Below are 19222 nucleotides of genomic sequence, written 5' to 3' on the forward strand. Positions count from 1 at the left end.
CGGCCAAGCAGAAAGGCAGCACTCTATGACCCGGCGGCAACGACCAGCACGACAACAGTGCCCAGCAGGAGTACCCACCCGCCGACCCAGCCGGCAATGAGCCCTCGCTTGAAGCCCCGGTTGCCGTGCTTGGACAGGACGAAGACGGAACCGGCGGTCAGCAAGGTCGCGTGCATGAGGACGTACGTGCACAGCATGGCGAAAAGTACGGCGCCCCGGCCGCCGGCGTCCAGGTCCTGGTTGGGGCTGGTGGCCCCGTATTTCCGACCAGGGATTGTCATGGCGAGAATGGCCAGCGCATGGCCAAGCGCGGCCAGGCCGATCCCACCGGTCAGCGACCACCTACCAGGGCTTGTCGTTGTCCCCGAAGCGTTGTCCAACTCCGACATGCACACCCTTTCGACGTCGCCTTCCGGAGCCACCGGCGCGGCCGACTGCGACGAAGTTACAGCTTGCGCATGATTGACGGGTCCGGGCCCAGTAGGCGCTCAACCCGATCCGGTGAGGGCTTCGCGAAGGCCGGCGGGCAGATCGCAAGGAGCTCAGCGCCGTGCCTCGCCGTGCGCTCCTTCCAACTGGGCCCCGGATCAGGTGGGGACCGGCACGGGGCCAGATGCACATGGCCGCGGTCTGCCCGCCCACCGCTGTCAGAGGCCTCGTCTAGTCTCCGGCCATGAGCATGATCGGTGAGTACCTGCGCGTGACGGCCGCTGAGCTCGACCGGGCGCTGCAGGACCCTGACTGGGCGCTGGATCTCGCCGGAAAGGTCCAGGACGCCGAGGATGAGTCAGAACCTGCGCCGGCCGAAGCGCGGCATTTCAGGACGTACAAGACCCGGGACATGCTGGGTTTCCTCTTGACACGTGCCGACTTCCCGGTGGACGTCATCCATGGTGAGAAGTCGTTTGCCGAGGACGAGGACTGGGGCTACGGGCCGCCTAGGTACCTGCGCGCGGAGCGGGTGCGTCTTGCTGCGCGGGCGCTGAGTGCCACCACGTATGACCAACTCGTGAGCGGCGTGAATCCGGCCGACCTGGCCAAGGCTGATGTGTATCCGCTGGCTGGGGCGTACCCGCTCGGGTGGGACGAACCTGGAGCGCTTGCGTGGGGGCGTCACTGGTACGACGGCCTCACGCGATTCTTCGAGGCCGACGCGGCGGCGGACGACGCCGTGCTCGTGTGGCTCGACTGACTGATCGCCTCGGCCTGTCGGCGGCCGAGGGGCAGCAAGGACCGATTCGAACGGCTACGCCGGCGGAAACTCGGATGGCCTCAGAGCACGATCTGGGTAGAGTCAGGCAATGCTCGAGCTAAAGCAGCTGCATGCCGGCCACGCCTCGGCGGTCCTGGCCTTCGAACTGGCGAACCGCACCTACTTCGCTGCCGCGATCTCCGACCGCGGCGACGACTTCTTCGACCAGTTCACCGACGGGTACAGCGCCTTGCTGGCCGAGCAGGCGGCCGGCAGCTGCGCCTTCTACGTGCTCGTCGCCGGAGACGGCTCGGTACTCGGCAGGTTCAACCTGTACGACTTGGAGGACGGCGCTGCCAGACTCGGCTACCGGGTCGCGGAGCAGGTCGCCGGCCGCGGCGTGGCGACCGCGGCCGTCCGGGAGCTGTGCCGGACGGCGAACGCGCGGCACAGCCTGCGCACACTGCGGGCGGCCACCTCCCACGACAACGCCGCGTCGCAGCGAGTGCTGACCAAGGCGGGGTTCGTCCCGGTTGGCCCTGCCGCGCCGACCGATCTCGGCGGCAAGTCAGGCACCTGGTACCGGCGCGGCCTCCAGCCAGTGGCCGGCTGAGGGAAGGCTGCGGCCACCGCTGCTCATCGGTGTGCGAAGAGCAACGGTCCTCCCCGCAGGTCACGGGGTCGGTCCTGCCCGCCGGCGGGAAGCGTTCGAGGTCCTGATGAGCCGGACAGCCGACCGGTTCGCCCGGGCCGAACACCTGCGCGGGGTACGGGACGGACGACCCCGTCCCGGTGTACCTCTGCGCCCACGCGTCGGCTTCCACCCCGACGGCCGCCCATTGTCGCGGCGCCGTGACCGGAGGCCGTGAGCGTTCCGGCGGCCGGCTTGCGTGCGCCTGATGCCGCGCCCCATGCTGCCGGCGCTCGCCGGCAGGCGTGGTTCCGGTGGGACGCGGCCGCCGAGGTCTGGGCATCAGGCGCGCGCGTGGTGGACGCCACGTCCTCCGGCTTGACGTTCACACTACGTCTTTGAGGTACCGGGTGGCGGCGTCGATGGCAGCTTCGTCCCAGATGATCGTCCAGCTCAAGAAGCCCGCTCCAGGCCGAGCCGGGCACGGACCCGGTCATTCGGCACACCGGTGGTCTCGCCGGCTGCCTGCCGGGCCCGGTATTGGGCCAGGGCCAGGGCGTCCTCGATATCGGCGAGCTCCTGCGGGTTGATCAGCACGGCGGCGGGTTGTCCGTGGTCGGTGATCGTGATCCGTTCCCGGGCGTGGGAAGCCCGCCGGACCAGCGACCCGAACCGGGCTCGCGCCTCGGTGATCGGCAACGTCTCACTCATGCACTGAAGTGTGCACTTTGCGCGGCAAGTGGAGGACACCCGCCGCAATGACCTCCGGGCACCCATCACCGCGGGCCGGTACAGGGTCCAGTTGAAGACCTCCTGAACGAGCGGCGGCAGCACCCCGCCCCAGGTCTGGTCGGCTGGGAGCACTATGCCGAGTTCGAGCATGGCGGGCGAGGCTGGCCCGCCCTCCGAGCGCTCGGTCTTTTACCCCTTCACGCGAGGGGCAATGGTGCGGGGATCGACGGCTTCGGAGGGTGCGCCGGTGGAGTACAGGCCGTCGGGCTGCTGATCGCGGTCATGCGGCAGGAGCCAGAATCGCTCGCCTGCCCGCGTGGCAGCGTGACCGTGAAGCAGGCCCCGCCCTCGGGTGCCTGGCCGCGGACGGTGATGGTGCCGCCCAGCCGTGTGGTGAGGCGGTGGGCGATGGCCAGGCCGAGGCCGCTGCCTACCGGCCGGATATCGCGGTAGCGGTCACGCAGCGCGCCGCGCTCGAAGGCGACCTCGGCGTCCTGTTCGGTCAGGCCGGGGCCGCCGTCGCGGACTTGGATGACGGCGTTGCCGTCGTCGGTACGCAGCACCAGGACGAGCGGTTGGCCATCCGGGGTGACACGCAGGGCATTCTCCAGGAGGCCGTCGGCGATCTGCCGTACGCGGAAGCCGTCGGTGTCGGCGAGGACGGGCGACTGCGGTCGCTCGAGGCGGAATGCGACGTGGTGCCGGGCACACAGCGGCGACCAGGTCTTCGCGGCCTCGTCGATCAGCGCGCCCAGGTCGGTGGGTTGGATGTCGAGGTGGAAGTCGTCCGCCTCCAGGCGGGCCAGGCGCAGCAGGTCGCCGACGAACCCCTCGAGCCGGCGGGTCTCGGTCACCAGGGTGCGGCCGACGGCGGGCAGGTCCGCCGCTGGTATCACGCCGTCGTCGAGCGCCTCTGCGTAGCCTTTCACGACGGTCAGCGGGGTGCGGATCTCATGGGAGACGGAGAGCAGGAACTCGCGCTGCCGGTTCTCGCTGCGCGTCAGAGCCTGGTCGAGCGCGGTCAGTGAGCCGCTCAGTTCGACCGCTTCCGTGGGCCCTGCCGGCGGCAGGTGCAGCCCGCGCTCCCCGTCCGCCAGCCGGTGCGCGACGGCCGCCGCCGAGGTCAGCGGCCGGGCGATGCGGCGCGCCAGCAGCGCGCCGGCGACGGCCGCGCCCACCAGCCCCGTGCCCATCGGCAGTAGCATGCTGCCCCGGATGCGGGAAGCGGCCTGCTGCACGTCGGTCATGGGCTGTGTGAGGACGACCGCGCCGCCGTTGCGCGCCGGGCGCCCTTCAACCAGCACCGTCTCACCGTCCAGGGTGGCGGTCGCGGACAGCGCATGGCCGGACAGCAGCCGGTCGCGGCCGGCATTGGTGACGACCGGGGTGGAGGGTCCGGTGACGCTGCCGCCCGCGGCGACGACGGCGAGCTGGACACCGTTGGATCCGGCGAGGCGCTGCTCGCCTTCGAGGAGGAGTGAGGACAGCGCCGGGAGGCGGCTGAGGACCTGGGCCTGGCGGCCGAGCTGGTCACGCTCCTGGGCTTCCGCGTTCGTACGGGCCATGGACCCGGCCACTAGCCCCGTCAGCAGGACCGCCAGCGCCGCCACCACGGTGGCCAGCAGGATGATGTCGCCGGCCAGCGAGCCGCGCAGTGGCCGCCGGAACCCGAGCCTGTGCCACGTCGCCGCTCGCATGCCGGGCTCGCTCACGTCGGGTCCGCGCTGTAGCCGACCCCGCGGACCGTACGGATGGGACTGGCGCCGCGGAGTTTGCCGCGCAGCTGGGAGACGTAGACGTCGACGACCCGGCCGTCCCGGTAGTCGGCGTACCCCCAGACGTGGGCCTGCAGTTGCGCGCGGCTGAAGACCTGGCCGGGGTGGCGCATCAGATACGCGAGCAGGTTGAACTCGGTCGTGGTCAGCTCGATGGGCCGGCCGTCAAGGTGGACGCTCCGGCGGGACGGATCGAGGGTCAGGTCGTCGATCGTCAGCACCGGCTCCCCCGGCGGCCCGGCGGCCCGACGCAGCACCGTCCTCACCCGGGCGGCGAGCTCGCGCGGCGAGAACGGCTTGGTCAGGTAGTCGTCCGCGCCGAGCTCCAGGCCGATGATCCGGTCCGCTTCCTCGTCGCGCGCGGTGACCATCAGGACCGGCGTCCAGTCGCCGCCGTCCCGTAGCCGACGGCAGAACTCCACGCCGTCGAGGCCGGGCAGCCCGAGGTCGAGCACGATGGCGACCGGGCGCAGCTGCCGGACCGCCGCCAGACCGGCGCGACCGTCGCTCTCCACGTGCACACCGAAGCCGTCCCGGGTCAGATACAGCCGCTCCAGATCGGCGATGTGCGCCTCGTCCTCCACGATCAGTACGAGGCCCTTGTCCTGTGGCATGTCCGCCCTTCTCGTCCACCGGGCTCACCCCGCGCCGCCAGCCGGACACCGGCTGATCGCTGATCGAGCCTAACCGTCAGAGCCCCCGCACCCGGGGCCCGCGAGGGCCAGTGGGCCGATCCTCACACTGCCCGAACATTCCGCGAACACCCGTCTTGCAGGCAGTGCCCATCATCGGTGGTTGCCAGGGCCCGCCTGGCCCCAGGACACCGAAGGTGAGGGAGTCATCGCACGAGGCCCAGGCCGGCTGCCGCCCAGTCGCCCGCCCTCCGGCTGGGCGGGCTGTTCCTCGTGGGCCTGCTGGCGGTGGCCGCAGGGCTGCTGCTGGCCCGCACCCGCGCCAGGCCCCGCCGCACCAAGACCGACCGGACGTCACTCGCCCGCCCGTCTGTACCCATCCCCGTAAGGATCCGCACATGGCCGTCAGCGCTGGCACCCGCACCGTGCCGCCCGCACCGAACGAACCGAGGCCCGCAGGCCTGCTGCACCGCACCGGGCGGTGGAGCGCCCGCCACCCGTGGCTGGTCATCGCCTGCTGGCTACTCATCCTCGTCGCGGCTGTCGCCGGCAACCGCGCGTTCGGCGGCGTGTACGAGGACGACTTCTCGCTGCCGGGCACCTCGGCCCAGACAGGCTCCGACCTCCTCGACCAGCACGGCTCGACTGCCTCCCAGGGCGCCATCTCCCAGATCGCGCTGAAGCCCGACAGCGGCTCGCTAGCCTCCCACCGGGACGCCGTCGACACCGCGGTGGACCGGCTCGGGGACCTTCCCGAGGTGTCCTCGGTCGCGAACCCGCTGGACACCCCGGGCGCCGTCTCCAAGGACGGCGTCACCGGCTACATCACCGTCCGGTTCGACGACAACCCGGCGACCTTCGACACGTCGTACCTCGACAAGGTCGACGACGCGGTGCAGGATCTGCGCGCCGCCCAGGTCGAGGTCGATTACGCCGCCCCCCTGGGCAAGCTGGAGAACGACAAAGGCACCGACCGCGAATCGGAGGTGATCGGCCTCGCCACCGCCGTCGTCGTCCTGCTCATCGGCTTCGGTAGCGTCGCCGCGGCTGGCCTGCCGCTACTGACCGCCGTCATCGGACTGCTCGCCGGCCTTTCCGGCCTCGGCATGCTGGCCGGCCTGTTCACGTTCGGAGCGGCCTCACCGACGCTGGCCTCGATGATGGGTCTCGGGGTGGGCCTGGACTACTCGCTGATCCTCGTCACCCGGCACCGCAAGGTGCTGCATACCGCGTCCGACCCGTCCGAGTCCGTTGGCCGCACGGTGGCGACGAGCGGCCGGGCGGTCCTGGTGGCCGCCATCACCGTGGCCATGGCGCTGGCCGGCCTGTACGCCTCCAACGTCCTGTTCATCGGCACGCTCGGCGTGGCCGCGGGCATCACCGTGATCGTCGGCGCGTTCGCCGCGCTCACCCTCACCCCGGCGCTGCTCGGGCTCGCCGGCCGCCGCATCGACCGCTGGCATGTCCGCAAGCCGGTCGACGAGCCAGACGCGGCTGGCGACATCTGGCACCGCTGGGCCGCGCTGGTCGGCCGCCGGTCCTGGACGTTCCTGGCGCTCGGCCTGATGGTGCTCGGGGTGCTCAGCATCCCGCTCGGCTCCATGCGCCTCGGCCACGTCGATCCGGGGGCTTCCCCGGCCGGCTCCACCCAGCGCCGTGCGTACGACGTGCTCGCGGACGGCTTCGGCCCCGGCACCAACGGCCAGTTCACCGTGGTCACCACCCTCGACAAGGACAAGCAGGCCACCGACACCGATCGCACCGAGGTGGCGGACTGGCTGCACTCTGCGCTCTCCGGCACCCCCGGCGTGCAGAGCGTCAGCACTGCGAGGCCGAGCCCGGACGGCGCCATCCTGGTCACCACCGTCACCCCGGACAGCGGCCCGCAGGACGCGGCCACCTCCGACCTGCTGCACCGCCTCAACGACGACGTACTACCGAAAGCCGGCTCGGCGCAGGACACCACCAGCTACGTCACCGGTAACACGGCCGCACAGCTCGAATTCCGCGACATGGTGTCCGAGCGCCTGCCCGTGATCATCGCGGTCGTCGCGGGCGCGGCCTTCCTGCTCCTGCTGACCGTCTTCCGCGGCGTGCTGATCGCCGTCAAGGCCGCCGTGCTCAACCTGCTGTCCATCAGCTCCGCGTACGGGGTCGTGGTCGCCGTCTTCCAGTGGGGCTGGGGCTCCTCGTGGCTCGGCGTCGACGAGACGGTGCCGATCGAGGCCTACGTGCCCATGATGATGTTCGCCATCGTCTTCGGCCTGTCCATGGACTACGAGGTGTTCCTGCTCTCTCGCATCAGGGAGAGTTGGCTGGAGACGAAGGACAACCACCTCAGCGTCGCCACCGGACTGTCCGCCACCGCCCGCGTCATCGCCTGCGCCGCAATGATCATGACGAGCGTCTTCCTCGCCTTCCTGCTGTCGTCCAACACCGTGATCAAGATGATGGCGCTGGGGCTCGGCGTCAGCGTGATCCTGGACGCCACCGTCGTCCGGCTCATCCTGGTGCCCGCCACCATGAACCTCCTCGGCCAGGCCAACTGGTGGCTCCCCCGATGGCTGGACCGGATTTTGCCCCACTTCGACCCCGAGGGCCACGCTCCCCCCGTCGATACCGGCGTCGGCAGCTCGCTCCCGGACTCCGCCACGTACCAGGGAGCCCACCGATGACCAAACGCACCGGAACGACGCCGGCCCCCGCATCGCAGCCCTCCGTCTCCCGCCTGGCCCAGCGATCGCGGCTGTCCCGGCTGCTGCGTACCCGCATGCGCAGCCGGCCCACAATTCTGATCAGCGCGCTCGTCGCCACACCCCTGCTCCTGACCGGCACGGCGGAACTGACCGCCCGCTCACTGATCCATCACCGCATCGAGAACTCCGCGGCGAAGTACCTGGGCTCGGACGTGGACATCGACACCAGCGGACTGGCACTGGTCGACCTGATGACCAAGCACCTGGAGCGGGTCGAGATCAGCAGCGACAACCTCAAGCTCGGCAAAGTGTCGGGCGCTTCCATGGAGGCACAACTCAACAACGTGCGTTTCGGCGGCGGATCGGCCGGCGGCAGTGTGACCAGCACCCACGCGGAGATCCAGATGTCCTCGGACGCCATCCTGAACATGGTCAAGTCCTCGGCCCAGCAACTGCCCGTGACCTCGGTGACACCCGACCAGGCGTCAGGCACCCTCGAACTCGGCGTCGGCGGCGGCATGGCCCAGATCGACATCCGCCCCGACATCCAGAAGGGCCGTGTCGAGTTCACCGTTACAGGCGCGGAGATCATGGGACGCCCGGCCCCCGACGCCAGAGTCGACAAGCTCAAGGACAAACTCGGCAACGCGGGCGGTGCAGGCTCGAAGCAGGCCTATCCGCTCGCCCTCAAGGCCACCTCCGCAACCGTCACCAACACCGGCGTCCGCATCACACTTGACGGCGGGCCCACAGATCTGAAGGCGAGGTAAGCCAGGCCGGGTCCGTCCAGTCGACGGCCCTGTCTCATGGTGGTGCCGGAGAGTTGCGCGGGTCGTTGATTTTCGCGTGATGGAGGTCAACGAGCTTGTCCAGCTCGTCTTTTCGGGCCCGTCTCCGCTGGTCATGGAGGATGTGGCCGGCGAGGGTGAGCGGATTGTAGTGCGGGCCCGGACGCCGCTGGACACCGCGGTCTGTCCGGTGGGCGGGGCCTCGTCGGGACGGGTGCACGGCTATCACCGGCGGACGGTGGCCGACGTTCCGATCGACGGGCGGCGAGTGGTGCTCCGTGTGCGGGTGCGGCGTCTGGTGTGCCCCACGCGAGGTCCTTGCTGCGGTTCTTGCGCTTGCGCTGCGGCTTGGCTTCCTGGCTTTCCAGAGCCAGGGCTTGTCCTGCCCAGTGGCGGGCGTCGCGCACGTCGCCGCGCTTGAGGTGCAGCAGGTACAGGCAGGCGGCCGAGGCGGTCTTGCCGGCGCCGGCGGAGAACTGCCAGAGGAACTCGGCGTCGTCCTCGCGGTCGGCCAGGTGCAGCAGGCAGGCGAAGGTGAGGGCTCCGTCGGGGTTGATCTGCCGTGAGGAGGCGAGCTGGGCGATGTGGTCCACCGCGTGGGCGCCGGTGATCACCAGCGCCCACAGTTCTCGCAGGTCACGGGCCGCCTGTTCGTGGGGGGGGGCCGCGCCCCGGCGGGCGCGGCGGTCCAGGAAGGCGGCCAGGGATGCCTGGGCCGGGCGGGGTGGCGGCGCGCCGCCTGCGAGGCCTGCGGTGTGTCGGGAGGCGGCGAACTCTGCCTCGATACGGCGGCGGGAGGCGGCGAGTTCCTCGTCGCCGGCGCGGTCGATGAGGATTTCGGGTTCGGCCAGCAGGTCGTCGAGGCGGCGCGGCTCGCGCATGAGGGTTACTCCTGTTCGTCCGGAGGGGGGTTTCGAGGTCCCGGGCAATCCGCTGGCGGGCCCGGTCGCGGTGGGAGCGAACCATGGCGGCGCTGACCCCCATGGTCTGCGCCTTCTTCTTCAGGTCGTAGCCCGGCACGGGGCGGTGACCTGTGCGTCCAGCGTCGTGGTGGATTCCTTCGCCGGGAGGGAAGGCGCCCCCTGAGTACCGGCTCGATGCGTGGTGCGGGAGACACTCAGTACGCGGCGCTGTCGCCGCGCAGGAGGGCTTCTCCGAGGGGACTGAGCGCATGCAGGACGGCACTGCCGGTACGGGTGGTGGTGAGCAGGCCGGCATTGCGCAAAACGGTGGCGTGCTGGCTCGCTGACGGCAGGGAGACACATGCGCGTTCAGCAATGGTCGTGGTGTTGGCGGGCTGACGTACGGCGGCAAGTACCGCCGCGCGGGTACGGCCCAGGAGGGGACCTAGCGTGTCCGCGCTCCGGGTAGCTGCTTCTCCGGCATGCATGGGGTAGATCAGCACGGTGGGATCCTCGGGCCGGTACATCAGCGCCGGACCTCCGAAGTACGAGGGCACCAGTATCAGGCCCCGTCCGCACAGGGGCACCTCGACGTCGGTCAGGCCGGACCAGGGGATATGCAGGAACGGCGGCTCCCAGCGCCAGCGATCCCCGAGGGTGGCGAGCAGGCCGTCGATGCCGCCGCGTAGGAGAGTCTCTGCCCGCAGCGCCCGGTCGGCGGCGGCATGGGCCTGGATCTGCGGCCACACGTCGACCAGGCAGGAGTCGAAGTAGCGCCTTAGATCCCTGGCCAGACCCTGACGCGCATGGGATGTGCCCTCCGCCAGATCCCGCAGCCGGCGTTGCGTACGCACGGCAGCGGGCAGTTGCTCGATGTCCGCTGCCAGTTGCTCAGCGGGCGTCTGCGCAGCCAGGTCAACACCTGTAGTGAGGTCGTCGGCCAGCGGCAGCAGGAAGTCGGGCAGAAACCCTTCGCGCGGGACCAGGTCGAGAAGGATCCCAGCCTGCGCTGCGGCACGGGTGCGATGACGTCGATGCCACTGGGCCAGACCCGGCCGAATGCGTTGGACTCCGACTGGTCCGATCCGCAGACGCCGGATGCTGAGCGCGGTCTCCTCCAGCGCCCGGGGAGCGGTGACGGTGAGGTTGCGCAGGTCTGCCGCGGTGAACTCTAAGCGCATCATGCCGACCGATCCTGGCCTGGACCTCGGTCTTTTGACCAGACCTGAAAGGCATGGCTCCTTGATCCGTCGCACAACAGACTCTCTGTCGGCAGCCGGCACGGAGCCGGTCGCCCTCGGGGCCCAGTCCCCGGGCCTCGTTTTGGAGGAACCTCGCGCGCCCGCCACCCAGAGGTGGGGCAGACAAGGATGGGACATGCGAACGATACGACGGGCAAAGCTGGCAGCACTGGCAGTCGGCGTGCTCGCCCTGCCGGCCGCGCTGGTGGCCGGAACCGCGGGAACCGCGTCCGCGAACGCCTCCTGCGGCAAGACCGGTCCGAACCTCGACACCACCATCGTCAGCATGACGGCCGGCGTCTCCGCGAACATGCGCAGCGGCTCCAGCACCGGCTGCGGCGTCAAGGGCTGGGCCGACAACAGGGACAGCCTGGACTACTACTGCTACACCTGGGACCCGAACTGGGAGAGCTGGACCTACCTGTACAACCGGCACGACGGGACCTACGGATGGGTGAAGGACTCCCTCCTGCCGAACAACGGCTCCACCAAGGGCTGCGGCTTCTGACCTCAGCCACCCGTCGACTCTCCCCCTAGAAAGCAAGGGGAGCAAGCGGGGTACACAGGCACGCCATGCGCCGTGGCAGTTCTCCTGATGCCTGGCAACCACCGCCCGAGGGGCCCTGCATCTGCACGTTGTGCAGGGCACCACATCCGCCTGTACCAGCCCAGGCCGCCTGGAGGGCCACTTCGGTTGGGGCCACCCTGGCCCTAAGCACTACGTAGCGTGTCGAGCAGCGCCGGCGGGACGCTCGCCGGCGCTGTCTCCGTGACCCGCGGTTCCGCAGGGGAACGAAGCTCATCGCGGATGGCATCTGCATATCCGGACCCGTAACCACGCTGTCGCCTCGCCCTCGGTGGGCCTGACGTGGATCGATAGCCCTCCGACGGAGCATTCCAGCGGTCATTCCCCTGGCCGACCGATGATCTAACTACCGGTCCAAACGCTCCCCGAAGCTGATGCTGCGGAAGGTGACGGGCCTTGACCCCTGATCCTGGCTGGCGTCGAGCACAACCGCAAGACCCTCAAGGATCCCGACGAACTCCTCGGCCGGGACCTCCGCCACAAAGACCCGGCCTGCATGGTGGGGATGCCTGACCAGGTGTTCCTCGCGCCAGAACTGAACAGTGAGCACCAAGCGATCCGCGTCACGAAAGAGATAAGCGGTCACGTTGTCGGTGGTGGGTCCCCAGCTCAAGACCCGGAACCGGCTGCGGAACACGTACTCCTCTTCGGTCTCGTCGTCAGCGCCGGAACGCTGCATGAGACGCCGGTGGGTGGCTTCCGGGGACAGGTCATCGAACGGCATCGGAAAGCCGCCTCCGGAGCGCAGCCACGCCACCGTGTCCACCACGTCGGAGCGGAACTGTCCGACGAACGCCATGTTGTCGTCGCAGGTCAGCCATTGCCCCCGAGGGGTCGGGCCACGTCGCTTCACCGGCCGGCACATGACGTCGAGGCGGCGCCTCCGGGCGTCGTACGCCTCTACGGCACATGGGGCGCCCTCGGCGTCGGCCCCGCACTGGGCCGCCGCCGCGGACGCAAGGTAAAGCTGCAATGCGCAACCTCGACCTGCGCAGGACAGTCGAGTGGAGAGAAGTCCGCAGGTGGCCCGGAGCAGTGTCGACGATCAACACGAGCCGCGCCCGAGAATGGCGAGGAAGACGACGGCTGCCGAGAGAACGAGGTGGCGGCCGCGGGGAGCCGGTCAGAGGGCGTGGCCGCCGTCGAATTTCCAGCTCGCGCCGGTGACGAACCAGACCTCGGGACCGGCGAGGTAGGCCACCACACTTGCGAGGTCCGAGGGCTGCGCGTACTTCCCGACCGGAATCATGCCCGTCACGATCTCCGCGAAGGGGCCGGACTCGGAGTTGGCGTCAGTGTTGGTCGGGCCGGGCTGGATGTTGTTCACGGTGATGCCCCGCGGGGCGAGTTCGAAGGCGGCCGCACGCGTGAGTCCCGTCACCGCTGACTTGACCATGGCGTAGGGAGCGAGCCCGGTCATCTGGGTGCGGTACCGGTGATGCTGCCGATGTTGATGATCCGCCCGCCCCGGCCGAGGTGGGGGGTGGCTGCCTGGATGGCGGTGAAGACAGCGGTGACGTTGACCGCCAGCATCCAGTCGTACTCCTGCTGCGGGGAGTCGTCCAGCGGCGCTACGTAAGCGCCTCCGGCGTTGTTGACGAGGATGTCGAGACCTCCCAATGAGGCGACGGTGTTCTCCACAGAGGCGGACCGCCGACCGGTCGGCGCTGTCGGCTTGGAGCGCCAGAGCGCGGCCACCGGACGCCTCGATCTCCGCGACGAGGGCCTGCGCCTTGTCCTTCGACTGGTGGTAGGTGAAGGCCACGTGCGCGCCCTCGCTCGCCAGCCGGCGCACGATTCCCGCTCCGAGTCCGCGCGAAGCTCCGGTGACCAGAGCGTTCCTGCCTGCCAACCGCTGCACCATAGATGCTCTCCTCCTCGGCGGGACCACGAGAACCGCCTACATCTAGTTGCTACGTCAAACAATAAATCCAGGCTGGTGTGAACCGTGCGTGAGGGTCGCTCGATGGCGCGGTTCATGCGATCCGGGCGGTCTCCGGCGGCTTGTGGTGTCCGGTGTCGCCAGTCGCCACGACGCGCGTGTCTCAGTGTTCCTGAGCTGAAGTTCTCCGTCCGGGGCCGCGGGCGCGTCGGCCAGCCGCCCCGGAGACCCCTCACCATGACTGCCTCAACCGACACCGCCGCCGCCTTCGGCTCGCCAACTGGCGCTGGGGTTCTTCTTGTGCGCCGCGTTCGTGCTGCCGGATCCCGGGTTCGCCGGGATCTGGCCGCTCATGGCCACGGCGCCGTTCAGCATCCTCGCGGTGGCGGTGTCGTCGCCCGTTGAGTACTACTCCTCGATCGGCTGGCTGAGCCCGTTGATCTTCTTCATCGGGGTGGTACTGTCCGGGCTGGTCAACGCCGTGCTGCTCGGCCTGCTCGCACGCAGGCTGCGGGCGCGGGCGCGGTCTACCACCAGATGACGACGTATCCGTTGCCACCGGCTTGGCCGGGGGTGATGCCAAAGCCACCCGGAGCGCTGTCTCCGCCGGTGCCCGCGTTCGGCGGCGCGGGCTGGACTACGCCGTCCACTGCCGGCCGTCCGCCCGGGGTTGCCGGGGCCGTCGGGTTGGCGATCGTGCCGGTCCCGCCGCTGGCGCCTTGCCTTGTTGTGCCCTGATCAGGACACGTGGCCGTGCCGCCGGCGCCACCGCCCGTAAGTCCTGAGGTCCCGCCGCCGCCGTTGGCGGTCGCGACATTGACGCCGCTGACCACGACGGTGTCGCCACCCGTCCCACCCTGGCCAATGCCGGGCGCGCCGCCCGCCCCGCCTGCGCCGATGGTTACCTGGATCGAGGAGACCGCGGTCGTATCGAGGACACACCAGGCGAAGCCCCCGGCGCCGCCACCTCCTCCTGTGTGGATGCTGTCTGATCCAGCGCCACCCCCGCCGGCGCCCCATGCCTGGACGAAGACGCTGGTAACGCCTGCGGGCACGGCGACCACGAAGTCCCCGGCCTCGTCGAAGTCCTCCAAGCCGTGCGCCGGGGAAGTGCCGGGCGGCCCCTGAGGCCCCTGCTCGCCGACGGATCCCTGAGGTCCGGCAGGTCCGGCGGGCCCCTGCTGGCCGGTCTCGCCCTGAGGCCCAGCGGGCCCAGCGGGACCGGCGGGGCCCTGCGCTCCTGGAGCTCCCGGCGGCCCGGGAGGTCCAGGCGGCCCGGGAGGGCCGGGAGGGCCGGGAATCCCAGGGCGTCCCGGATGGCCGTGGTGCCCCGGACGGCTGGGGCAATATCCAGGGAAGTAGGGGAAGAGGAAACACGGGTCGGCGAGGCCAGCTTCGACGCCGGGCTTCGCAGCGCCGGCCTGACCACCGTCGGCGCTCCCGGCGTACGCGGTGCTTGTCAGAGCACTGGACGCCAGCGCCACGCCCGCGGCCATCGCCCACCACGTCCGAGGTATGGCTATTCGAGACAACACGTCACCTCCAGGAAGGGGCCCCGCCACGGGCGGCAGCCGCCACTATCGAGAGCAGCGAGCCCACCGCAAGAGTCGCCCCGCATGACACGTCGTGCACTCTAAGTAGCCGACCGGGTGATCCAGAGCACCCCTGGAGGCGCGGGGCGGGACGGGCTCCACGATGCGCCGGGCCGCCGGTCAAGGCCCGGCGACGAGGCCGATCAGGTCGAAGACGCGCCCTACGTTGCGGTGCCAAACCACAGCCGCTACGAAGACCGCGAGAAGCACGCTGACGAACGGTTGAGCATCGTCGGACAGTGAGCCTTTTCAGGGGGCCACCGATCGGGTGACGGCCGGCTGGTTGGAGACCGGCGCGAAACGGACGAGGCTCCTCGGCGGTTGAGCGAGATTTCTGACGTCTCAACTCTTTTGCCGGGGAGCCTCGTTGGTTGCGTATCCTCCCGCACTGGACATGCCTCATGCGCTGGTTGAGTGGGTGACGATGCTGATCGTCACCCAGGAGGGTGACCGACGCTGCAAGCTCCGTCCCTCGCAGCGGGCCCTGGTCGCGCTGGTGTACCTGCACCAGCACGACACGCTCGCGCAGATCGCGGCCGGCTTCCGGATCAGCGTCGGCACCGCCCACGCCTACGTGCACGCGGTCATCGATCTCCTGGCCCACCGAGCTCCCGGCCTGACCCGCGCCCTGCGCGAGGCGGACGCGGAGTACGTGCTGGTGGACGGCACGCTCGCCGAGTGCGACCGGGTCGGCGACGGCCGCTCCGACTCCTCCGGCAAGCACCGCCGCCACGGTGTGAACCTGTAGGTCATCACCGACCCGCAGGGCGAGATCGTGTGGATCTCCCGCGTTCTGCCCGGCCGGACCCACGACCTGACCGCGGCCCGCACCCACCGCATCGTGACCACCTGCGTCCGCCTTGGCATCCCCGCCCTGGCTGACCTGGCCTACCTCGGCGCCGGCGGCACCTTCGCCACTCCGACCAGACGCCCGCCCCGCAAGGAGCTCACCGCCCGGCAAAGATCGCTGAACCGGGCGCACGCCCGGCTCCGTTATCCCGTCGAACGCGGCACTTCGAGTTCGTCTGCGCACTCCTGTGGCACCCATACAGTCTTCGCGGTGGCTCTGCCCTTCAAGGGCTCTTCCTGCCGCTCTCGCTCCGCGTCGGCTCGGGCTTGTTCGATGTCGTCGACCAACACCTCGCAGTCGACGACGTGTGTGCCCGTCCGTACCGGCTCCTCGGTGTGAGATTCCGGCTTGTCCGTTTGCATCCCGGCGTTGAGGGCGGAGGTGGCGGCGATGCCGGCAAGACACAATCCCGCCCAGATGGCGGCGATCCACCGGCGGGCGTTCAAAAGCCGACCCTTCCGACGGTGAGCACAGCGGCGATCCTCGTCAACATACCGCGTCATGCTCCGCATGCTAGGTCCGAGCACCGACAAGCCAGCATCCCCGGGTCGGCTGGACCCTGTCGGCGCACGCGTCCTCAACCGGACGGAACTGAGGATCTCAGTGAGGTTTTCTCAACGAAGATCATGGTTCTTCTTCACGGTGAACGCGTAGTGGGCCTTCTTGCCCTCCACCAGGAATCGGGCGTGGTCACGCTGGGTGTGCAGGGCGTCTGCAGTCACGGTGGTGCCGGTCAGGTCGAAGGGCTTCAACAGGGCGGCGAAGCAGGTGATTTCGTTCGTCTTGTCCGGCACTCGCAGTCGGGTGACGCTCTGCCCGCCGCCGGTCATCGCGGCCAGCAGGTGGGCGGCCGGGGTGGTGCCGTGGCGCGAGCCGCGGGCGCTCTTGCCGTCCACAGCCACCGTCTGGCTGCCGTCCGGTTCGCATCCCAGCAGGTCGGCCAGGCCGCCGGGGCAGGTGTGCAGAATGACCCGGCGGATCGTCGCTGCACTCGGTGCCACCCGCACACCGAGCGCGGTGGCGGTGCGGGCCCCGAGAAGGGTCAGAACGTCCTGCGGCGCGTTCTTGGCCCACTGCCCGATGGCCGCGAAGGACTGCGCTCCGGCGGTCACTGCCGAGCAGGCCACCAGCAGCACCGCCACGAACGGGTGACGCTTCCCGCGCCGCGAGCGCGGATCAGCCAGCGTCTGCAGCCGCAGCGCCAGCGGACCGGTCGACCGACGCTGACGGCTGGGCGACTTGGTCAGGCAGACGGTGGCAGACTGGCGGCACATCGACGCTCCGTTGGGCGAAGGCGACTTGGGAAGGTCACCTCCGCAACGGAGCTTCGTTGCGTTGCGTTGCGCACCCCGCATACATCGTCACATCGCAGTGACCTGCACACATTCAAGATCACTCAGACTTTGAAATCGCCCTGCCTCTACCGCTGGTAGTAGGTTAGAAAGAAAGCAGTGCACGGCGTCCCTCATGGGTGCCGTGCACTGCTTTGTGTGGAAAGGTTGAGGCAATGGACCACGCTGGGCGACTCGCCCCCGCCGGACTGGTCTTCCTGGGCCTGATGGACCTGGAACTCCCCCTCATCCCGCCGACGCTCGCCAACATGGCCACGGGATACAAGCCGCCGTCCGGCGAATGGCCGCGTTCGGTCGTCGGCCGCGACACCCCGGATCTTGTCGCCCGGGCGAACGAAGGTTGGTTCGAGCTCTCCCGTGAAGGCGGCCTCTTCGGGGACGACCGGAGATTCCTGGTAACTGTCCCGCTCCAGGAGGGCGGGAACGACCTGTGGTGGGCGCACGTCAGGCTGGCCGAATCCTGGGACGTGGTGGGGGCCGGTTCCGCCGTCGCGCTCGGCAGCGGATTCGGCGAACCGGAGTTCACCGCACTGTCCCTGGCCGGAGACGTCGTCGCCTTCTGCTACGCGCACAGCGCCGCGGTCGGCAGCGTCCTGGCGACCGGATTCTCGGATCTCGCGGATCTTCGGAAAATGGCGGAATGGAAGGCGGACTATCCGAGAACGCCGAAGCAGGAGAAGGCGGCTGCCCGGCGATGGCTCGACGCCACCGCTGGCTGACAACCAGAGCTGTGAGTGGGGGGGCTTGCCGGATACGAGATCTACCGCTTCGGCGGCTGGGAGCTGACCAAGGCAGGATGGCGTCCCTTCTCGTGGTGTAGCCGATCAAGCTTGCGGAATCCCCAGGTCGCGGATCGAATTTCGCTCGCCGGAGGCCCTGTTGGGTCTCTCTGAGCCGGGACCAGCGGCGATCGTCGAGCGGCCGGCAGCAGCACGTATCGGACGGTTCCGAAGCGGAAGCGCCAGTGCGTGATCGGCTACACCACGACGGGGGACACGACCCAAGGCAGGTGGCGAGCAGCTCCTTACGGACTTCTTCTCCGAACTCCTCCAGCGGCACGAGAGCCCGTCCCGGTAAGCCCCACCCGCGCATACGCGGGCTGCTTGCGGCCTTGTCATCTGTCTGAGGTGCGGGAACCTGTCGGCCGGCCGCGCCTATCCGCTGGTCGAGACACGCGCTCCGGGAATGGCCGGTCCGGCCCCGCCGCCTCACCGCGACCCCATGTCGTGCTGGGGGGCGCGGGAAGCGGGACACCAGGCAAGGCCGCAGGCTGTTCGTCGGCACAGGGCGAGCCGACAGCCCGGCAGGCGGTGAAGTCCGCCGACGCGGACACGCCGGGATCTTGCCGATTTTTTCGACCAAAGCGGCCTCCGTCGGGCCGCCTTGTCGGATCCGAGGCGGACGGCGGCGACGCTGCGAGGGCACCTGTCTCCGCGGTCTCACGGGGAGGCGGGGTACCCGCTGGAGGCGACCCATTGCCGGGTGAGGCGGACGAAGGCCCGGGCGGCGGCGCTCTGGTAGGAGCCCGAGCGACGGAGCAGAGCGACGGTGCGCTCGGGCAGAGGCGGGTCGAGAGGGACGGGGCGCAGATGGGGATGATCGCGGGCGATGGCCTCGGGCAGGACCGAGGCCAGAGGGGTGCGCTGGATTATTTCGGTGACGGCATGGATCGAGTTGGCTTCCACCGCGATGTGCGGTGTGATGCGGTGCCGGCCGAAGTACGTGTCGATGTGCCCGCGGGTGACGAAGTCGCTGCTGAGGAGGGCCAGAGGGCGCCCCTCCAGTTCGCGCACCGCTAGGGGTCCGGTGCGGTCGGCGTCGGGGTGGTGGCTGCCGACGACGAGGCTGAGGGTTTCGGTGAACAGGTTGCCTGCGGTGATGCCGGGCAGGTGGGAACCGTCAAAGGCGATGCCGAGATCGAGGTCGTCGGCAAGGAGGGCGGACTCGATGCGGTCCTGCGTCATCTCCCTGATGCTCAGGCCGATGTGGGGATGGCGGGCCTGGAGCTGCCCGGCGAGGGGGCCGATGAGGTAGGCGGTGAAGGTGGGGGTGACCGCCAGACGCAGGCTGCCGCGGGAGAGGTCAGCCACGTCGTGGACGGCGCGTTCGGCGGCGGCTAGTTCCTGGAGGGCGCGACGGGCGTAGTGGACGTAGGTCTCACCGGCGTCGGTGAGTCGTACGGCGCGGCCGGTACGGTCCAGCAACTGCGCGCCCATCACACGTTCCATCTGCCTGATCTGCTGCGACAGGGTGGGCTGGGATATGTGCAGGGCTTCGGCAGCGCGGGTGAAGTTGCCGTGTTCGGCGACGGCGAGCAGATAGCGCAGATGACGCAGTTCGAAGCCCATGAAACCCCACTATAGATGCCACC

The 19222-nt window shown here is 69.6% G+C and carries 18 protein-coding genes and 5 pseudogenes; 10 read left to right on the forward strand and 13 right to left on the reverse strand.

The window, feature by feature from the left end; translation table 11 throughout:
- Positions 1 to 23: 23 nt before the first annotated feature.
- Positions 24 to 281, reverse strand: a complete 258-nt coding sequence (locus tag B085_RS0120905; protein ID WP_158689789.1) for a hypothetical protein — start codon at positions 279 to 281, stop codon at positions 24 to 26.
- 392 nt (positions 282 to 673) lie between these two features.
- On the opposite strand from B085_RS0120905, the gene B085_RS0120910 reads away from it, so the two are divergent.
- Entirely contained in the window at positions 674 to 1192 is a 519-nt protein-coding gene (locus B085_RS0120910; RefSeq protein ID WP_037732101.1) for a YfbM family protein, read from the forward strand.
- A 109-nt stretch (positions 1193 to 1301) separates the two neighbouring features.
- A complete protein-coding gene (locus tag B085_RS0120915) occupies positions 1302 to 1805 on the forward strand; it encodes a GNAT family N-acetyltransferase (RefSeq protein WP_018560533.1) in 504 nt (167 codons plus the stop codon).
- A gap of 471 nt (positions 1806 to 2276) precedes the next feature.
- Here the strand turns inward: B085_RS0120915 and B085_RS0120920 are convergent, their stop codons facing one another.
- From B085_RS0120920 to B085_RS0120930, 4 genes and pseudogenes are all read right to left on the reverse strand, one after another.
- A complete protein-coding gene (locus B085_RS0120920; RefSeq protein WP_026251279.1) occupies positions 2277 to 2534 on the reverse strand; it encodes a type II toxin-antitoxin system Phd/YefM family antitoxin in 258 nt (85 codons plus the stop codon).
- Positions 2535 to 2678: 144 nt separating this feature from the next.
- Positions 2679 to 2858 (reverse strand): annotated as a pseudogene (locus tag B085_RS50925) (DUF6009 family protein); the annotation flags it as partial.
- Positions 2859 to 2881: 23 nt separating this feature from the next.
- A pseudogene (locus B085_RS51690) lies at positions 2882 to 4252 on the reverse strand (sensor histidine kinase); the annotation flags it as partial.
- 11 nt (positions 4253 to 4263) lie between these two features.
- Positions 4264 to 4944: a response regulator transcription factor gene (locus tag B085_RS0120930; protein ID WP_018560536.1), complete on the reverse strand. Its 681-nt coding sequence runs from the start codon at positions 4942 to 4944 to the stop codon at positions 4264 to 4266.
- Positions 4945 to 5360: 416 nt separating this feature from the next.
- On the opposite strand from B085_RS0120930, the gene B085_RS0120935 reads away from it, so the two are divergent.
- The 3 genes and pseudogenes from B085_RS0120935 to B085_RS47220 all read left to right on the forward strand — a co-directional run.
- On the forward strand, positions 5361 to 7637 hold the full coding sequence (locus B085_RS0120935; protein WP_018560537.1) for an MMPL family transporter: 2277 nt from the start codon (positions 5361 to 5363) through the stop codon (positions 7635 to 7637).
- Positions 7634 to 8428: an LmeA family phospholipid-binding protein gene (locus B085_RS0120940; RefSeq protein ID WP_018560538.1), complete on the forward strand. Its 795-nt coding sequence runs from the start codon at positions 7634 to 7636 to the stop codon at positions 8426 to 8428. Before B085_RS0120935 ends, B085_RS0120940 begins: the two co-directional genes overlap by 4 nt.
- 79 nt (positions 8429 to 8507) lie before the next feature.
- Positions 8508 to 8762, forward strand: a pseudogene (locus B085_RS47220) (transposase family protein); the annotation flags it as partial.
- A gap of 801 nt (positions 8763 to 9563) precedes the next feature.
- Here B085_RS47220 and B085_RS0120950 read toward each other — a convergent pair.
- Positions 9564 to 10532, reverse strand: a complete 969-nt coding sequence (locus B085_RS0120950) for an ArsR/SmtB family transcription factor (protein ID WP_018560540.1) — start codon at positions 10530 to 10532, stop codon at positions 9564 to 9566.
- Between the two features lie 193 nt (positions 10533 to 10725).
- Between B085_RS0120950 and B085_RS0120955 the strand changes: the two genes are divergently transcribed.
- The gene (locus tag B085_RS0120955) at positions 10726 to 11097 is read left to right on the forward strand and encodes a hypothetical protein (RefSeq protein WP_026251280.1); all 372 of its coding nucleotides are present in this window, start codon (positions 10726 to 10728) and stop codon (positions 11095 to 11097) included.
- A gap of 424 nt (positions 11098 to 11521) precedes the next feature.
- Here the strand turns inward: B085_RS0120955 and B085_RS47230 are convergent, their stop codons facing one another.
- From B085_RS47230 to B085_RS51700, 3 genes and pseudogenes are all read right to left on the reverse strand, one after another.
- Entirely contained in the window at positions 11522 to 11974 is a 453-nt protein-coding gene (locus tag B085_RS47230) for a hypothetical protein (RefSeq protein ID WP_199789224.1), read from the reverse strand.
- Positions 11975 to 12298: 324 nt separating this feature from the next.
- On the reverse strand, positions 12299 to 12595 hold the full coding sequence (locus tag B085_RS51695) for an SDR family oxidoreductase (protein ID WP_018560543.1): 297 nt from the start codon (positions 12593 to 12595) through the stop codon (positions 12299 to 12301).
- A pseudogene (locus B085_RS51700) lies at positions 12592 to 13039 on the reverse strand (SDR family NAD(P)-dependent oxidoreductase). Before B085_RS51700 ends, B085_RS51695 begins: the two are co-directional and overlap by 4 nt.
- A 304-nt stretch (positions 13040 to 13343) precedes the next feature.
- Between B085_RS51700 and B085_RS0120970 the strand changes: the two are divergent.
- Positions 13344 to 13598 carry an SCO4225 family membrane protein gene (locus B085_RS0120970; RefSeq protein WP_420706617.1) on the forward strand — a complete coding sequence of 85 codons (255 nt, stop codon included), beginning with the start codon at positions 13344 to 13346 and terminating at the stop codon, positions 13596 to 13598.
- Here B085_RS0120970 and B085_RS51485 read toward each other — a convergent pair.
- Complete coding sequence (locus tag B085_RS51485; protein ID WP_267881093.1) at positions 13585 to 14151, reverse strand: glycine-rich domain-containing protein; 567 nt, start codon at positions 14149 to 14151, stop codon at positions 13585 to 13587. The genes B085_RS0120970 and B085_RS51485 overlap by 14 nt on opposite strands.
- Positions 14152 to 14706: 555 nt before the next feature.
- Between B085_RS51485 and B085_RS49420 the strand changes: the two genes are divergently transcribed.
- Together B085_RS49420 and B085_RS47240 are read left to right on the forward strand one after the other, a co-directional pair.
- Positions 14707 to 14892, forward strand: a complete 186-nt coding sequence (locus B085_RS49420) for a hypothetical protein (RefSeq protein ID WP_158689790.1) — start codon at positions 14707 to 14709, stop codon at positions 14890 to 14892.
- 124 nt (positions 14893 to 15016) lie between these two features.
- Positions 15017 to 15661: pseudogene (locus B085_RS47240) on the forward strand (transposase family protein); the annotation flags it as partial.
- Here the strand turns inward: B085_RS47240 and B085_RS50105 are convergent.
- A complete protein-coding gene (locus B085_RS50105) occupies positions 15643 to 16002 on the reverse strand; it encodes a hypothetical protein (protein ID WP_199789227.1) in 360 nt (119 codons plus the stop codon). The pseudogene B085_RS47240 and the gene B085_RS50105 sit on opposite strands and share 19 nt — an antisense overlap.
- Before the next feature lie 111 nt (positions 16003 to 16113).
- Positions 16114 to 16854 carry an ISAs1 family transposase gene (locus B085_RS0120980; RefSeq protein ID WP_324603877.1) on the reverse strand — a complete coding sequence of 247 codons (741 nt, stop codon included), beginning with the start codon at positions 16852 to 16854 and terminating at the stop codon, positions 16114 to 16116.
- Between the two features lie 152 nt (positions 16855 to 17006).
- Here B085_RS0120980 and B085_RS45775 point away from each other — a divergent pair, with 152 nt between their 5' ends.
- A complete protein-coding gene (locus tag B085_RS45775) occupies positions 17007 to 17570 on the forward strand; it encodes a hypothetical protein (RefSeq protein ID WP_018560549.1) in 564 nt (187 codons plus the stop codon).
- A gap of 720 nt (positions 17571 to 18290) precedes the next feature.
- Here the strand turns inward: B085_RS45775 and cynR are convergent.
- Positions 18291 to 19199 carry a transcriptional regulator CynR gene (gene cynR / locus B085_RS0120990; protein ID WP_018560550.1) on the reverse strand — a complete coding sequence of 303 codons (909 nt, stop codon included), beginning with the start codon at positions 19197 to 19199 and terminating at the stop codon, positions 18291 to 18293.
- Positions 19200 to 19222: the final 23 nt, after the last annotated feature.

This window comes from Streptomyces sp. BoleA5, assembly GCF_000373665.1.
Classification (GTDB): Bacteria; Actinomycetota; Actinomycetes; order Streptomycetales; family Streptomycetaceae; genus Actinacidiphila.

Bases quoted from the DNA above. Each gene is read 5' to 3' on its own strand.
- B085_RS0120905 (WP_158689789.1), bottom strand. From the start codon at position 281: ATGACAATCCCTGGTCGGAAATACGGGGCCACCAGCCCCAACCAGGAC.
- B085_RS0120910 (WP_037732101.1), top strand. From the start codon at position 674: ATGAGCATGATCGGTGAGTACCTGCGCGTGACGGCCGCTGAGCTCGAC.
- B085_RS0120915 (WP_018560533.1), top strand. From the start codon at position 1,302: ATGCTCGAGCTAAAGCAGCTGCATGCCGGCCACGCCTCGGCGGTCCTG.
- B085_RS0120920 (WP_026251279.1), bottom strand. From the start codon at position 2,534: ATGAGTGAGACGTTGCCGATCACCGAGGCGCGAGCCCGGTTCGGGTCG.
- B085_RS0120930 (WP_018560536.1), bottom strand. From the start codon at position 4,944: ATGCCACAGGACAAGGGCCTCGTACTGATCGTGGAGGACGAGGCGCAC.
- B085_RS0120935 (WP_018560537.1), top strand. From the start codon at position 5,361: ATGGCCGTCAGCGCTGGCACCCGCACCGTGCCGCCCGCACCGAACGAA.
- B085_RS0120940 (WP_018560538.1), top strand. From the start codon at position 7,634: ATGACCAAACGCACCGGAACGACGCCGGCCCCCGCATCGCAGCCCTCC.
- B085_RS0120950 (WP_018560540.1), bottom strand. From the start codon at position 10,532: ATGATGCGCTTAGAGTTCACCGCGGCAGACCTGCGCAACCTCACCGTC.
- B085_RS0120955 (WP_026251280.1), top strand. From the start codon at position 10,726: ATGCGAACGATACGACGGGCAAAGCTGGCAGCACTGGCAGTCGGCGTG.
- B085_RS47230 (WP_199789224.1), bottom strand. From the start codon at position 11,974: ATGGCGTTCGTCGGACAGTTCCGCTCCGACGTGGTGGACACGGTGGCG.
- B085_RS51695 (WP_018560543.1), bottom strand. From the start codon at position 12,595: ATGACCGGGCTCGCTCCCTACGCCATGGTCAAGTCAGCGGTGACGGGA.
- B085_RS50105 (WP_199789227.1), bottom strand. From the start codon at position 16,002: ATGACGCGGTATGTTGACGAGGATCGCCGCTGTGCTCACCGTCGGAAG.
- B085_RS0120980 (WP_324603877.1), bottom strand. From the start codon at position 16,854: ATGCGGGGTGCGCAACGCAACGCAACGAAGCTCCGTTGCGGAGGTGAC.
- B085_RS45775 (WP_018560549.1), top strand. From the start codon at position 17,007: ATGGACCACGCTGGGCGACTCGCCCCCGCCGGACTGGTCTTCCTGGGC.
- cynR (WP_018560550.1), bottom strand. From the start codon at position 19,199: ATGGGCTTCGAACTGCGTCATCTGCGCTATCTGCTCGCCGTCGCCGAA.